Genomic DNA, 14,981 nt, shown 5'->3' with positions numbered 1-14,981 from the left:
GGTGGCGCGTCCTTTTTTTGCCCGGCGGTTGGTTTGCGCCGGCATCGCGTTCTCCACAGAGGAGTGCAGTTCCATGACGTCCGAGACCCGCCTGCGCGCGGACCGATCCCGCCACGCCGGAGCTGTACGCAGAACGCTGGCCAGCAGCTTTTCCCTCATTCTCGCGTTGGCGGCCATGCCCGCCTGCGCCGCGGATGCGCCGTCGCCGACCGCGCCCACCGCCACCACGCTCAGCCCCGAACAGATCGACCAGCAGTGGCTGCAGGCCACCGCCAGGTACGCGCCCGAACGCGCGCGGCTGGTGCGCGAGGCCGATGCCGGCGCGCGCAAGGGACCGTTCCGCCCGGACTGGGCCTCGCTGAAGCACTACCGTTCGCCCAGCTGGTACGACAACGCCAAGTTCGGCATCTTCATCCACTGGGGCGTGTTCTCGGTGCCGGCGTTCGGCAACGAGTGGTACTCGCGCAACATGTACCAGCCCGACAGCAAGGACAGCCAGGACTACGCGCACCACCGCGAGAAGTACGGCCCGCAGTCCACCTTCGGCTACAAGGACCTGATCCCGCTGTTCACTGCGCCCAAGTTCGACCCGCAGGGCTGGGCCAAGCTGTTCCGCGAGGCCGGCGCGCGCTACGTGGTGCCGGTGGCCGAACACCACGACGGCTTCGCGATGTACGACTCGCAACTGTCGGACTGGACCGCGACCAAGATGGGTCCCAAGCGCGACGTGATCGGCGAGCTGTCCAAGGCGATCCGCGCCGAAGGCCTGCATTTCGGCCTGTCCTCGCACCGCGCCGAGCACAACTGGTTCTTCGACGGCGGCCGCACGTTCGACTCGGACGTCAACGATCCGCGCTACGCCGGCCTGTACGGCCCGGCGCAGATCCGCTTGCCGGGCAAGGACGATGCGGACGTCGCCAACGACTGGACGCCGGTGTCGCAGGCGTGGCTGGACGACTGGCTGGCGCGCACCACCGAGCTGATCGACCGCTACGACCCGGAGCTGATCTACTTCGACTGGTGGATCGCGCACCCGACCTTCCGCAGCACCTTGCCGACCATGCTGTCGTACTACTACAACCACGCTGCCGCGCGCGGCGACGGGGTGGTGGTGAACTACAAGCTCGGCGCGTTCGCGGAAGGCGCCGGCACGCTGGACATCGAGCGCGGCCAGCTCACCGGCATCCACCCGACCCACTGGCAGACCGATACGTCGGTCAGCAACGCCTCGTGGGGCTATGTGGAGAACGATACCTACAAGACCCCGACCTTCATCGTGCACATGCTGGTGGACGTGGTCAGCAAGAACGGCAACCTGATGCTCAACATCGGTCCGCGCGCCGACGGCTCGATCCCCGACACCGAGCGCGACATCCTGCTGTCGATCGGCAAGTGGCTGAAGACCAACGGCGCGGCGATCTACGACAGCCAGCCGTGGCGCAGCTACGGCGAAGGCCCGACCGAAGTGGTCGGCGGCACCTTCCAGGACACCAAGACCAAGCCCTACACCGCCGAGGATTTCCGCTTCACCACCGGCCACGGCGCGCTGTACGCGATCGAGCTGGGCTGGCCGGCCGGCGGCAAGGCGCTGATCCGCTCGCTCACGCCCGCCGACGGCGTGCGCGGTGTGACCCTGCTCGCCACCGGCAAGAAGGTGCCGTTCGAACAGCGCGCCGACGGCCTGCACCTGACCCTGCCGGCCAAGCCGGCCGGCGAACACGCCTACGTGTTCCGCATCGACCTGCCCTCCCCCACTTCCACCCGCTGACGGATATTCCCCCGATGATGAAGCGATTCGCAGGGCTGCTGCTTGCCCTGGCCATGGTCTGTACCCCGGCCATGGCCAAGAACCCGACCGCGCTGTTCTATCTGATGAGCACGCAGAAATCGACCAACGCGTTCCTGGCCAACGTCGACAAGATCGACGTGGTGGTGCCGACCTGGTACGGCGTGGACCAGAACGGCCTGGTCAACGGCACCCCCAACGCCTACATCTACGCCATCGCCAAGCGCAAGCAGCTGCGGGTGATGCCGATCCTGTCGATGACCACCGGTCGCGACGGCTTCCACACGCTGATGCACGACGAGGATGCGAAGAAGCGCATGATCGCCTCGCTGCTGATCCACGGCAAAAAGAACGGCTACTACGGCTTCCAGTTCGATTTCGAGAACATCGCCTGGACCGACCGCGACGCCTACACGCTGATGGTCAAGCAGACCGCCGACGCGCTGCACAAGGCCGGCTTCAAGATGTCGGTGGCGGTGGTGCCGAACGCGCCCGGCTATGCCGAAGGCGGGCAGTTTTCCAAGTGGATGTGGGAATACTGGCGCGGCGCCTACGATCTGAAGGCCCTGGGCCAGGCGGTGGACCTGGTCAGCCTGATGACCTACGACCAGCACACCCGCTGGACCACGCCCGGCCCGGTCGACGGCATGCTGTGGATGAAGAAGCACCTGGACTACGCGCTGACCCAGGTGCCGAAAGATAAATTGTCGCTGGGCATCGCCACCTACGGCTATCGCTGGTACACCGGCAACCCGGTGAAGGAAGACGGCACGGAAGCGTCGAACATCTCGGCGACCTACATCGACGCCGACGAATCCTTCCCGCTGGCAATCGAGCAGAACGCCACCGTGCAGTGGGATGCGCAGGAGCAGGAGTCGTGGTTCTACTTCTACCGCGACGACATGCGCGAGTGGGTGTTCCGCCCGGATGCGCGCAGCTTCCGCGCGCGCTACGACCTGGTGAAGGAATACGGCCTGGAAGGCTTCAGCTGCTGGGTGCTGGGCGCCGAGGATCCGAAGCTGTGGGACGCGCTGCCGACCGCATCGCGCTGATCCGTTACGCGCCGATCCACTAGGATAGGCATCCGCACAGCACGAGGTAGACCGAATGATTGCAGCAGGTGCACGCCAGCGCACGCCACACCGCCCGACGACCGCCCCGGCGGGCGTCGCGGCGGCGTCCCGCAGCACGTGGCTGGGGCTTGCCCTGTTCGCCCTCACTGCCGTGCTGAGCGGCTGCGACCGCCAGGCCCCCGCCGCTGCGGACACGGCCAAGCCCGCCGCCGCGCCCGCGCCGGCTGCGCCGAAACCGGTCAGCACCGCGCCGTTGCCGCTGATTCCGGCACCGGCGCAGGCCAAGCGCGGCAGCGCCACGTTGACCATCGGCACCGGCAGCACGCTGTCGGTACCGACCGACGACGAGGCGGCCATGCGCGTGGCCCGGCAACTGGCCGCGCTGCTGGAAAAAACCCGCGGCCTGGCGCTGGAGGTGCGCGCCGAGACCATTCCGGCCAACGGCGCCATCCGCCTGCAGATGAATCCAAACGCCCCGGTGGAAGCGCCGGAAGGCTACGGGCTGGACGTGGACGGCAGCACCATGCTGATCCAGGCGCGCGACGAGCGCGGCCTGTTCTACGGCGCGATGAGCGCCTGGCAACTGCTCACCCCCGATGCCGACAAGGGCGAAGTGGACGTGCCGGAGGTCAAGATCCGCGACTGGCCGCGCTTCGGCTGGCGCGGCCTGCTGCTCGACGTGGCCCGCCACTTCCACGGCCCGGACACGGTCAAGCACGTCATCGATGCGATGGCCGAGCACAAGCTCAACGTGCTGCACCTGCACCTGACCGACGACCAGGGCTGGCGCATCGAGATCAAGCGTTATCCCAAGCTCACCGAGATCGGCGCCTGGCGCACCCCGCCTGGCGCAGGCACGCAGGGCGTGCCCGACCGTTACGGCGGCTTCTACACCCAGGACCAGATCCGCGACCTGGTCGCCTACGCCGCCGCGCGGCATATCACCATCGTGCCGGAACTGGACATGCCCGGACACGCGCAGGCGGCGGTGGCGGCGTACCCGGAACTGGTCGGCGTGACCAGGCAGCGTCCGAAGGTGTCGGTGGACTGGGGCGTCAATCCCTACCTGTTCGACACCGACGAAAAGAGCATGAGCTTCATCCAGGGCGTGCTCGACGAAGTGCTGGGGCTGTTCCCCTCGCAGTACATCCACATCGGCGGCGACGAAGCGGTCAAGGACCAGTGGCAGCGTTCGCCCGCGGTGCGCGCGCAGATGCGCAAGCTCGGGGTCAAGGACGCGCACGCGATGCAGGGCTGGTTCAACCAGCAGTTGTCCGACTACCTGAGCAAGCACCAGCGGCGCCTGATCGGCTGGGACGAGATCCTGGAAGGCGGCCTGCCGGCGAGCGCGTCGGTGATGTCGTGGCGCGGCGTCGATGGCGCGGTGACCGCGGCCAGGCAGGGCCACGACGTGGTCCTGGCGCCGGCCGGCTGGCTGTACCTGGACAACCTGCAGAGCGCACGCAACGACGAGCCCAACGGCCGCCTGGCGGTGCTGCCGCTGCAGAAGGTCTACGAGTTCGATCCGGTCCCGGCCGCGCTCAACGCCGAGGAAGCCAAGCACGTGCTCGGTGCGCAGGCCGCGCTGTGGGCCGAATACATTCCCTCGGCCTGGCACATCGACCATGCGCTATTCCCGCGCCTGGGCGCGCTGGCCGAGGCGGCGTGGTCGCCGATGGCGGTGCGCGGCTGGGACGGCTTCCTGCAGCGCCTGCCGGCGCAGCTCAACCGCTACCGCGCGCTCGGCATCGACTACGGCGACGGCGCGTTCGCACCGGACATCGCCATCCAGGGCGGCGACAACACGGCGCTGGACAGCGGCAAGGCCAGCATCGCGCTCGGCAACCAGGCCAGGTTCGGCAGCTTCCGCTACACCACCGACGGCAGCGAACCCACCGCCGATTCGCCGCGCTACGCCAAGCCGTTCGACGTGACCCTGCCGGTCACGGTGCGCGCGGCCACCTTCGCCGACGACGGCAGCGTGCTGGCCGCCGCGCGCACCCGCATCCTCGACCGCCCCGGCCTGCTCAGCCGCGACACCCAGGGCCTGGGTTCCTGCGCCGACGGCAACCTGGGCCTGCGCGTGCCGCTGCTGCCGGACCTGCCGGGCAAGGACACGCCGGTGTTCAACATCGACCTGTTCGGCAGCTGCTGGCGCTATGCCGACGCGCGCCTGGACGGCATCCGCAGCATCCGCATCGATGCGGCGCGGCTGGCGCGCAACTACGGGCTGGCGCACGACCAGGCCAAGGTCAAGCAGTACCCGGCCAAGAGCGCACGCGGCGAACTGGAAGTGCGCCTGGGCGACTGCAAGGGCAAGCTGCTGGCGCGGATCCCGCTGCCGGCCGGCAAGGCGCTGGGCGAGCAGTTCTCGCTGGAAGCGCCGCTGCCCAAGCAATCCGGCACGCACGACCTGTGCCTGCGCTCCACCGCCCGCATCCACGGCCCGTACTACGCCATCGGCGCCGTCCACCTGATCGAAACCACCGCGCAGGCGCCCCCCGCCGCCGCGCGTTGACCCTGGAGAGCCACGCATGACCCAGCCGCATCGCCGTTCCCGTTCCGCGCCGCGCGCGCGCTTCCCCGCCCGGCTCGGGCTGTTGCTGGCGCTGGGCCTGCCCGCACTGACCTTGCCGGCGCTGGGCCAGGCGGCGGTACCGGCGACGCTGTCGCTGCAGCAGGGCTGGCAGCTGCGGCTGGCGCCGGGCGAGGCGCACGCCAAGGCGTTCCCGAAGGCGGCGCAGTGGCTGCCGGCGCAGGTGCCAGGCACGGTGCAGACCGACCTGATCGCCGCCGGGGTGGTGCCGGATCCGTTCTATCGCGACAACGAGGCCAAGATCCAGTGGGCCGGGCTCAGCGACTGGCAGTACCAGACCCGCTTCAAGGCCGACGCCGCGCTGCTCGCGCGCGAACACGTGGAGCTGGTGTTCGACGGCCTGGATACCTACGCCGAGGTCTACCTCAACGGCAAGAAACTGCTCGCCGCCGACAACATGTTCCGGCAGTGGCGAGTCGATGCCAAACCGCTGCTCAAGCGCGGCGACAACGTGCTGGAAGTGCGGCTGTTCTCGCCGATCAAGAAGATCCAGCCATGGCTGGCCAAGCAGCCGTACGCGCTGCCCGGTGCTTACGACTCGGCGTTCGGCGACGAACCGGTGGCCCGGCACAGCTCCACCTACGTGCGCAAGGCGCCGTACACCTTCGGCTGGGACTGGGGCCCGCGTATCGTCACCGCCGGCATCTGGCAGGACGTGCGCGTGGAAGCCTGGGACGCGCTGCGCGTGGAAGGCCTGCACGTCGCCCAGCAACGCGTCGATGCCGACGCGGCGCAACTGCTCGCGCAACTGGAGGTGCAGGCCGGGCGCGGCGGCGAGGTGCAACTGGAGCTGGACGTGCTCGGCCCCGACGGCCAGCGCGTGGCCCAACTGAGCCAGAAAGCGGTGCTCGATCCCGGCAGCAACACCCTCACCGTGCCGGTGCGCATCGCCAAGCCGCAGCGCTGGTTCCCGGTCGGCTACGGCAAGCAGGATCTGTACACGTTCAAGGCGCGCCTGCGCGACACCGCCGGCGACAACTACGCCACCCAGCGCGTCACCGGCCTGCGCAGCGTCGAGCTGCGCCGCGACACCGACAAGTGGGGCAAGGGCTTCGCGATCGTGGTCAACGGCATCCCGGTATTCGCCAAGGGCGCCAACCTGATCCCGTTCGACAGCTTCCCCAGCCGGGTCGATGCCGCGCGCATGCACGGCATCCTGCAGTCGGCGCGCGACGCCAACATGAACATGCTGCGCATGTGGGGCGGCGGCCACTACCAGCCGGACAGCTTCTACGAGGACGCCGACCGCCTCGGCATCATGATCTGGCAGGACTTCATGTTCGGCGGCGCGATCCCGCCCTACGACGTGGCGTTCCGCGAGAACACCCGCGCCGAGGCCGAAGCGCAGGTCAAGCGCCTGGGCGACCACCCCAGCATCGTGATCTGGTGCGGCAACAACGAAGTGCAGACCGGCTGGGAAAACTGGGGCGACCGGGTCAAGTTCAAGCAGTCGATCGATCCGGAAGAACGCAGCCGCATCGAGCGCGGCATGACCACGCTGTTCGGCACCGTGCTGCGCGAAGCGGTGAGCAAGTACGACAGCGACACGCCGTACTGGGCCACCTCGCCCGGCACAGATTTCGACGGCGCCGCCGACCAGCCCGACGACGGCGACATGCATTACTGGAAGGTATGGGGCGGCCCGGCATTGCCGGTCACCGAATACCTCAACGTGACCCCGCGCTTCATGTCCGAGTACGGCCTGCAGTCGTTCCCGGAGATGCGCACGATCCGCGCCTTCGCCGAACCCGGCGACCTGCAGCCGGAATCGCCGGTGATGCGCGCGCACCAGAAGTTCGACAAGGGCAACGGCAACCAGCGCCTGCTGCTGTACATCCGCCGCGCATTCGGCGAGCCAAAGGACTTCGAAAGCTTCGTGTACCTGAGCCAGCTGATGCAGGCCGAAGGCATCGCCGTGGCCGCCGAGCACCTGCGCGCGTCGCGGCCGCAGTCGATGGGCTCGCTGTACTGGCAGCTCAACGACGTATGGCCGGGCGCGTCCTGGTCGAGCCTGGACTACTTCGGCCGCTGGAAGGCGCTGCACTACCACGCCAAGCGCTTCTACGCGCCGGAACTGATCGCCGCGCTGCGCAACGGCAAGGGCCAGACCGAGGTGACGCTGGTGTCCGACCGCACCGTGCCGCTGGCCGCGCGCTGGCGCATGCGGGTGATGGACGTGTCCGGCAAGGTGCTGAGCAAGAGCGAGAAGCCGGTGACCCTGGCGCCGCTGTCCAGCGTGCGTGTGGGCAGCTTCAGCGATGCGCAGCTGCTGCGCCGCGCCGATCCCAAGCGCAGCTTCGCGGTGTTCGAACTGCTCGACGGCGCGCGCGTGCTGTCGCGCAACCTGGTGTTCTTCGACGCGGCCAAAAACCTGCACTTGCCCAGCCCGGACATCCGCACCGAGTTGCGTGCCGATGGCGACGGCTATGCGCTGACCCTGACCAGCACCAGCGTGGCACGCGAAGTGTGGCTGGCGTTCGGCGACCTGGATGCGACGCTGTCCGACAACGCGTTCGACCTGTTGCCGGGCGAACCGCTGAGCCTGCACGTGCGCAGCAGCGCCACGCTGGAACAGCTGCGCGGCGCCTTGCAGGTGCGCGATCTGGCAGGCACGCTGGCCGGTGCGCCGCCCGAGCCGGCGGAGGCGAAGTGACGCGGAGGGGGAAGACACGTCGGCCTGCCATGCTGGACGATGCGCACACCGTGCTGTTCGGCTCGCCGACGTCGGTGGCGGTGCTGGGCGAGGTACTTTTGTGGGAGGGACTTCAGTCCCGACGCCTTATTGGTAACACCCGGTCGGGACTGAAGTCCCTCCTACAGGTGTCATGCGTGCTCGGGCTGCTCTCCTCCCCGCTCGCGCATGCCGACGACGCCGACGACCGCGCCGCCGCGCTGGTGGCGAAGATGACCCGCGAGGAAAAGATCGCGCAGGCGATGAACGATGCGCCGGCGATTGCGCGCCTGGGCATACCGGCCTACGAATGGTGGAGCGAGGGCCTGCACGGCATCGCCCGCAACGGCTACGCCACCGTGTTCCCGCAGGCGATCGGCCTGGCCGCGACCTGGAACACCGGCCTGCTCGAGCAGGTCGGCACGGTGACCTCGACCGAGGCGCGCGCCAAGTTCAATCTCGCCGGCGGCCCCGGCAAGGACCACCCGCGCTACGCCGGGCTGACCATCTGGTCGCCGAACATCAACATCTTCCGCGACCCGCGCTGGGGCCGCGGCATGGAGACCTACGGCGAGGACCCCTACCTCACCGGGCAGCTGGCGGTGGGCTTCATCCACGGCCTGCAGGGCGACGACCCGGCGCATCCGCGCACCATCGCCACGCCCAAGCACCTGGCCGTGCACAGCGGCCCGGAACCCGGCCGCCACGGCTTCGACGTGGACGTGTCGCCGCGCGACCTGGAAGCGACCTATACCCCGGCGTTCCGCGCCGCCATCGTCGAGGGCCGCGCCGGTTCGGTGATGTGCGCCTACAACGCGCTGCACGGCACCCCGGCCTGCGCCGCCGACTGGCTGCTCAACGGACGCCTGCGCGGCGACTGGGGCTTCAAGGGCTTCGTCGTCTCCGACTGCGATGCGGTCGACGACATGACCCAGTTCCATTACTTCCGCGCCGACAACGCCGGCTCTTCCGCCGCCGCGCTCAAGGCCGGCCACGACCTCAACTGCGGCCACGCCTATGCCGAACTGGGCCAGGCGATCGAACGCGGCGACGCCGACGAAGCCCTGCTCGACCAATCGCTGGTGCGGCTGTTCGCCGCGCGCTACCGGCTCGGCGAACTGCAGCCGCAGCGCAAGGACCCGTACGCGCGGCTGGGCGCCAAGGACGTGGACAGCGCCGCGCACCGCGCACTGGCGCTGCAGGCCGCGCAGCAATCGCTGGTGCTGCTGCAGAACCGCAACGCCACCCTGCCGCTGAAGCCAGGCCTGCGGCTGGCGGTGATCGGCCCCAATGCCGACGCGCTGGCCGCGCTGGAAGCCAACTACCAGGGCACCTCGGCCGCGCCGGTGACGCCGCTGCTCGGCCTGCGCGAACGCTTCGACGCGGCGAACGTGCGTTACGCGCAAGGCGCGCCGCTCGCCGCCGGCGTGCCCGGCATGATCCCCGAGACCGCCTTGCGCAGCGACGGCAAGCCCGGCCTGCGTGGCGAGTATTTCGACAACGTCGATCTGGCCGGCACGCCGCGCACGCAACGCCAGGACCGCGTGGTCAGCTTCAACTGGGACCAGGTGGCGCCGGCCAAGGGCGTGGACAAGGACCGCTACTCGGTGCGCTGGAGCGGCGAGCTGCTGCCGCCCGGGCCGGGCGACTACACCCTGGCGGTGCGCGTGGCGCGCTGTTTCGATTGCGCCGGCCACGATCCGGTGCGGCTGTACATCGACGACACGCTGGTCGTCGCCGGCAACGCCGAGGACAAGCACGTGCCCGCCGGCATGCACAACGCCGATGGCCGCAACGTCGAGACCGTGCTGCATTTCGACGATGCGCGTCCGCGCCGCATCCGCCTGGAACTGGAGCATCGCGGCCAGGACCAGGGCCTGCGCCTGGAATGGCTGGCGCCGGCCGCGCCGCAACTGGCCGAGGCCGAACGCGCGGTCGCGCAGGCGGACGCGGTGGTCGCCTTCGTCGGCCTGTCGCCGGACGTGGAAGGCGAGGAACTGCGCATCGACGTGCCCGGCTTCGACGGCGGCGACCGCAACGACCTCGCCCTGCCCGCGCCGCAGCAGGCGCTGCTGGAACGCGCCAAGGCCAGCGGCAAGCCGCTCGTGGTGGTGCTGATGAGCGGCAGCGCGGTGGCGTTGAACTGGGCCAGGCAGCATGCCGATGCGATCGTCGCGGCGTGGTATCCGGGGCAGTCCGGCGGCACCGCGATCGCGCAGGTGCTGGCCGGCGACGTCAACCCGGGCGGCCGCCTGCCGGTCACCTTCTACCGCTCCACCAAGGACCTGCCGGCCTACCTCAGCTACGACATGAAGGGCCGCACCTATCGCTACTTCAAGGGCGAGCCGCTGTTCGCGTTCGGCAGCGGGCTGAGCTACACCCGCTTCGCCTACGCCGCGCCGCAGCTGTCGGCGACGACGCTGCAGGCGGGCGCCAACCTGCAGGTGCGCACGCAGGTGCGCAACAGCGGCGCGCGTGCCGGCGACGAGGTGGTGCAGGTGTACCTGGAATACCCGCAACGCGCGCAGTCGCCGCTGCGCACCCTGGTCGGCTTCCAGCGGGTGACGCTGCAGCCGGGCGAAACGCGCGAGGTGAGTTTCGAGCTGGGACCGCGGCAGCTGAGCGATGTCGATCGCGCCGGCCAGCGCACGGTGCAGCCCGGCGACTACCGCGTGTTCGTCGGCGGCGGCCAGCCCGGCACCGACGCGCCTGGCGGACAGGCGACGTTTTCGATCAAGGGCACGGTGCCCATCCCGCGGTGATCGGCACATGCGCCCCCTGTAGGAGCGGCTTCAGCCGCGACCGGACGTTACCGGTAACGATTGGTCGCGGCTGAAGCCGCTCCTACGGAAAGCGACGCACTGAGCCACAACCACGCACAACGACACACCAGGAGTTCCACATGCCCTCCCGTCGCGATGTCCTCCACCTGCTCGGCAGCGCCGCCGGCGCCGGCCTGCTCGCCAGCGCCGTGCCCGGCTTCGCCGCGTCCGGCGCAGCGGCGGCAGGCTTGCCCAGCAAGCGCCCGGCACCGGCGCAACGGCGCTTCGTCAGCGCCGCGGTGGAGCAGCACCTGCGCACGGTCAAGGCCGGCATCGGCGATCCGCGCCTGGCCTGGCTGTTCGAGAACTGCTATCCGAACACGCTCGATACCACGGTGGAGGCCGGCACCCGCAACGGCAAGCCGGATACCTTCGTCATCACTGGCGACATCGAGGCCATGTGGCTGCGCGATTCCTCGGCGCAGGTGCATCCGTACATCCCGCTGGCCAAACACGATCCGGCGCTGCGGCGCATGTTCCATGGCCTGATCCAGCGCCAGGCCTACTGCATCCAGCTCGATCCCTATGCCAATGCGTTCCTGCCCGACGGCAAGCGCCAGCGCCTGAAATGGTCGGTGGACGACATCACCGAGATGAAGCCCGGCGTCGGCGAGCGCAAGTGGGAAGTGGATTCGCTGTGCTATCCGATCCGGCTGGCGCACGACTACTGGCGCGCCAGCGGCGACACCGCCCCGCTCGACGACGACTGGCGCGCGGCGATGCACGTGGTGGTCAAGACCTTCCGCGAGCAGCAGCGCCTGCACGACCGCGGCCCCTACACGTTCCAGCGCCCCTCGCCGCTGGCCACCGAGACCCTGGTGCTGGAGGGCTACGGCCAGCCGACCAAGCCCAACGGCATGATCCACTCGATGTTCCGCCCGTCCGACGACGCCTGCGTGTACCCGCTGTTCGTGCCGGCCAACCTGTTCGCGGTGACGTCGCTGCGCCAGCTGGCGACGATGAGCGAAGCGCTGCACCACGATGCCGCCTTCGCTGGCGAATGCCGCGCGCTGGCCGACGAAGTCGAGACCGCCACGCACAAGTTCGGGCAGATGCGCGATGCCGATGGGCAAGCGTTCTGGGCGTATGAGGTGGACGGCTACGGCAACCAGCTGTTCATCGACGACGCCAACGCGCCGGGCCTGCTGAGCCTGGCCTACCTGGGCTGCTGCGATCGCCGCGACCCGCTGTTCCTGCGCACCCGCCAGCTGGCATGGAGCGAGCGCAACCCGTACTTCTTCAAGGGCCGCGCCGCCGAAGGCGTGGGCGGCCCGCATGCCGGACTGCGCATGATCTGGCCGATGTCGATCATGCAGTACGCGCTGGCCAGCGACGACGACGCGCAGATCCGCCAATGCCTGGCGTGGCTGAAAAGCACCGACGCCGGCAGCGGCTTCATGCACGAAGCCTTCGACCAGGACGACCCGAGCACATTCACCCGCGCCTGGTTCGCCTGGGCCAACACCTTGTTCGGCGAACTGATCGTCGACCTGCACCAGCGCAAGCCGCATCTGCTGCGCAACTGATGCCGCTCGCGGCGTGTTGTGGGAGGAACTTCAGTCGCGACGCGCATTCCCGAGAAAGCGTCGGGACTGAAGTCCCTCCCACAACCGCCGTCTCCACCGCAGTTCCCAGACCTCAACCTCTCCGCTGCACATCTCGAGGACACGCCATGGCCACACGACGCGGTTTCCTGCAGGGCGCCATCGCCCTGGCCCTGTTCGGCAGCAGCGGCATCGCCCGCCTGGCGCAGGCGCGCGCGGGCAGCTACGCGCTGCCCGCCGACGCGCGCGCCAAGGCCGAGCTCACCCGCCACGTCGACGTGTTCATCGGCACCGGCGGCCACGGCCATACCTTCCCCGGCGCCACGCTGCCGTTCGGCATGGTGCAGCTGAGCCCGGACACCTACAACGCGGTATGGGATGCGTGCTCCGGCTACCACGCATCCGATGGCTCGATCATGGGCTTCTCGCACACCCACCTGTCCGGCACCGGCATCGGCGACCTGCTCGATTTCCTGGTGGTCCCGGCCACCGGCGACGTGAAGCTGGCGCCCGGCACCCTGCAAGATCCGGACGCCGGCTACCGCTCGCGCTACGACCATGCCGACGAAGCCGCCTCGCCCGGCTACTACCGGGTGCGCCTGAAGGACAGCGGCGTGCACGCCGAGCTGACCGCCACCGCGCGCGCCGGCCTGCACCGCTACCACTTCCCCAAGGGCAAGCCGGCGCACCTGCTGCTGGACCTGTGCCACGGCATGCAGGACAAGCCCGAGATCGCGACCCGGGTCAGCGACGCGCAACTGCGCATCGTCGATGCGCGCACCCTGACCGGCGGGCGCCGCGTGTACCAGTGGGCGCCGGGCCGCTACATCTACTTCGCCATGCGCCTGTCGCGGCCGTTCGCCAAGGCGCAGCTCTACTCCGAAGACCAGCCGCTGGCCGCCAGCGCACGCCAGGCCGACGGCACCCATCTGAAAGTGGCGCTGCACTACCCCGATGCGGCCGACGCGCCGCTGCTGGTCAAGGTCGGCATCTCCGCGGTCAGCGCCGAGAACGCCCTGGCCAACCTCGACGCCGAACTGCCCGACTTCGATTTCGCGCGCGTGCACGCCGCCGCGGTGGCCGCGTGGGAGAAGGAACTGGCGCGGGTGCACATCGACAGCGACGACGACGACGACGCGCAGCAGCGCATCTTCTACACCGGCCTGTACCACAGCCTGCTCGCGCCGACCCTGTTCAGCGACACCGATGGCCGCTACCGCGGCATGGACCTGCAGGTGCACCAGGCGCCCGCCGGCTACCACAACTACAGCACCTATTCGCTGTGGGACACCTATCGCGCGCTGCACCCCTTGCTGACCTTGGTGCAGCCCGAACGCGTGCCCGACCTGGTGCAGTGCCTGGTGCGCGGCGCCAACGAATGCCCGGACGGCGTCGGCATCTGGCCGCTGCAAGGCGTGGAGACCGGCTGCATGATCGGCTACCACTCCGCCGTGGTGCTGGCCGAAGCGCACGCCAAGGGCTTTACCGGCATCGACTACGCCGCCGCCTGGCCGGCCTACCGCAAGCGCGCGATGGACGACACCACGCACGGCCTGGACGAGTACCGCAAGCGCGGCTACATCCCCAGCGACAGCGTCGACGAAGCGGTCAGCCGCACCCTCGAATACGCCTACGACGACTGGGCAGTGGCGCACCTGGCGCAGGCCGCCGGCGCCACCAAGGAAGCAAGCGCCCTGCGCGAACGCTCGCGCAACTACCGCAATGTGTTCAACCGCAAAAGCGGCTTCGTGCAGCCGCGGCTGAGCAACGGCGACTGGGCCGCCCCGTTCGACCCGCGCGCGATGGGCCACATGGCAAAGTGGCGCGACTTCACCGAATCCAACGCCTGGCAGGCCACCTTCCTCAACCAGCACGACCTGTACGGCTACATGGAACTGTTCGGCGGCCGCGACGGCTTCCTCGCCAAGCTCGACGAACTGTTCTCCACCAGCTCCGAACTGCCGGCCGACGCCCCACCGGACATCGACGGCATGGTCGGCCAGTACGCACACGGCAACGAGCCCAGCCACCACGTGGCCTACCTGTTCGCCTACGCCGGGCAACCGTACAAGACCCAGGCGATGGTGCGGCGGCTGCTGCGCGAGCAATACCACGACGCGCGCAACGGCCTGTCCGGCAACGAGGACTGCGGGCAGATGAGCGCCTGGTTCGTGCTCAGCGCCCTGGGCTTCTACGCCGTGGACCCGGTCAGCGCCACCTACGTGCTCGGCAGCCCGCTGTTCAAGCGCGCCGACGTCGATGTCGGCCACGGCCGCACGCTCAGCGTCGTCGCCCACGGCAACAGCGCCGCCAACGTCTACATCCAGCGCGCGCGCTGGAACGGCAAGCCCTACACCCGCAGCTGGCTGCGCCACGCCGACCTCGCCGCCGGCGGCACCCTGGAACTGAAGATGGGCCCGAAGCCGAATCCTGCATTCGGCGCAGCCAAGGAAGACCTTCCGCCGTCGTTCGTTTGAGAGCCGGGATTG

7 protein-coding genes are annotated in these 14,981 nt (G+C 69.3%); all 7 read left to right on the top strand.

Going from position 1 to position 14,981, the window contains the following annotated elements:
- Positions 1-73 precede the first annotated feature (73 nt).
- The 7 genes from FZ025_RS15435 (at position 74) to FZ025_RS15405 (ending at position 14,969) form a co-directional block, all read left to right on the top strand.
- Positions 74-1,768, top strand: coding sequence for an alpha-L-fucosidase (locus FZ025_RS15435; protein ID WP_046978397.1), 1,695 nt, complete (start codon positions 74-76; stop codon positions 1,766-1,768).
- Positions 1,769-1,782: 14 nt separating this feature from the next.
- Positions 1,783-2,838, top strand: a complete 1,056-nt coding sequence (locus FZ025_RS15430; protein WP_046978398.1) for a glycosyl hydrolase family 18 protein — start codon at positions 1,783-1,785, stop codon at positions 2,836-2,838.
- Positions 2,839-2,893: 55 nt separating this feature from the next.
- Entirely contained in the window at positions 2,894-5,377 is a 2,484-nt protein-coding gene (locus tag FZ025_RS15425) for a family 20 glycosylhydrolase (RefSeq protein ID WP_046978399.1), read from the top strand.
- A 16-nt stretch (positions 5,378-5,393) separates the two neighbouring features.
- The gene (locus FZ025_RS15420) at positions 5,394-8,108 is read left to right on the top strand and encodes a beta-mannosidase (protein WP_046978400.1); all 2,715 of its coding nucleotides are present in this window, start codon (positions 5,394-5,396) and stop codon (positions 8,106-8,108) included.
- Between the two features lie 29 nt (positions 8,109-8,137).
- Entirely contained in the window at positions 8,138-10,888 is a 2,751-nt protein-coding gene (locus FZ025_RS15415; protein ID WP_386268915.1) for a glycoside hydrolase family 3 C-terminal domain-containing protein, read from the top strand.
- A 140-nt stretch (positions 10,889-11,028) separates the two neighbouring features.
- A complete protein-coding gene (locus FZ025_RS15410) occupies positions 11,029-12,474 on the top strand; it encodes a glycoside hydrolase family 125 protein (RefSeq protein WP_046978401.1) in 1,446 nt (481 codons plus the stop codon).
- A gap of 146 nt (positions 12,475-12,620) precedes the next feature.
- Entirely contained in the window at positions 12,621-14,969 is a 2,349-nt protein-coding gene (locus FZ025_RS15405) for a GH92 family glycosyl hydrolase (RefSeq protein ID WP_046978402.1), read from the top strand.
- Positions 14,970-14,981: the final 12 nt, after the last annotated feature.

The sequence above is a fragment of the Xanthomonas hyacinthi genome, from assembly GCF_009769165.1.
In the GTDB taxonomy this organism is placed as follows: Bacteria; Pseudomonadota; Gammaproteobacteria; order Xanthomonadales; family Xanthomonadaceae; genus Xanthomonas_A; species Xanthomonas_A hyacinthi.
Note: the sequence above shows the minus strand (reverse complement) of the source record. Positions and strands in the feature narration are given on the sequence as shown.

What these genes read in the sequence shown, in the direction of transcription:
- FZ025_RS15425 (WP_046978399.1), top strand. Translation starts at nt 2,894, where the DNA reads ATGATTGCAGCAGGTGCACGCCAGCGCACGCCACACCGCCCGACGACC.
- FZ025_RS15435 (WP_046978397.1), top strand. Translation starts at nt 74, where the DNA reads ATGACGTCCGAGACCCGCCTGCGCGCGGACCGATCCCGCCACGCCGGA.
- FZ025_RS15415 (WP_386268915.1), top strand. Translation starts at nt 8,138, where the DNA reads ATGCTGGACGATGCGCACACCGTGCTGTTCGGCTCGCCGACGTCGGTG.
- FZ025_RS15410 (WP_046978401.1), top strand. Translation starts at nt 11,029, where the DNA reads ATGCCCTCCCGTCGCGATGTCCTCCACCTGCTCGGCAGCGCCGCCGGC.
- FZ025_RS15430 (WP_046978398.1), top strand. Translation starts at nt 1,783, where the DNA reads ATGATGAAGCGATTCGCAGGGCTGCTGCTTGCCCTGGCCATGGTCTGT.
- FZ025_RS15405 (WP_046978402.1), top strand. Translation starts at nt 12,621, where the DNA reads ATGGCCACACGACGCGGTTTCCTGCAGGGCGCCATCGCCCTGGCCCTG.
- FZ025_RS15420 (WP_046978400.1), top strand. Translation starts at nt 5,394, where the DNA reads ATGACCCAGCCGCATCGCCGTTCCCGTTCCGCGCCGCGCGCGCGCTTC.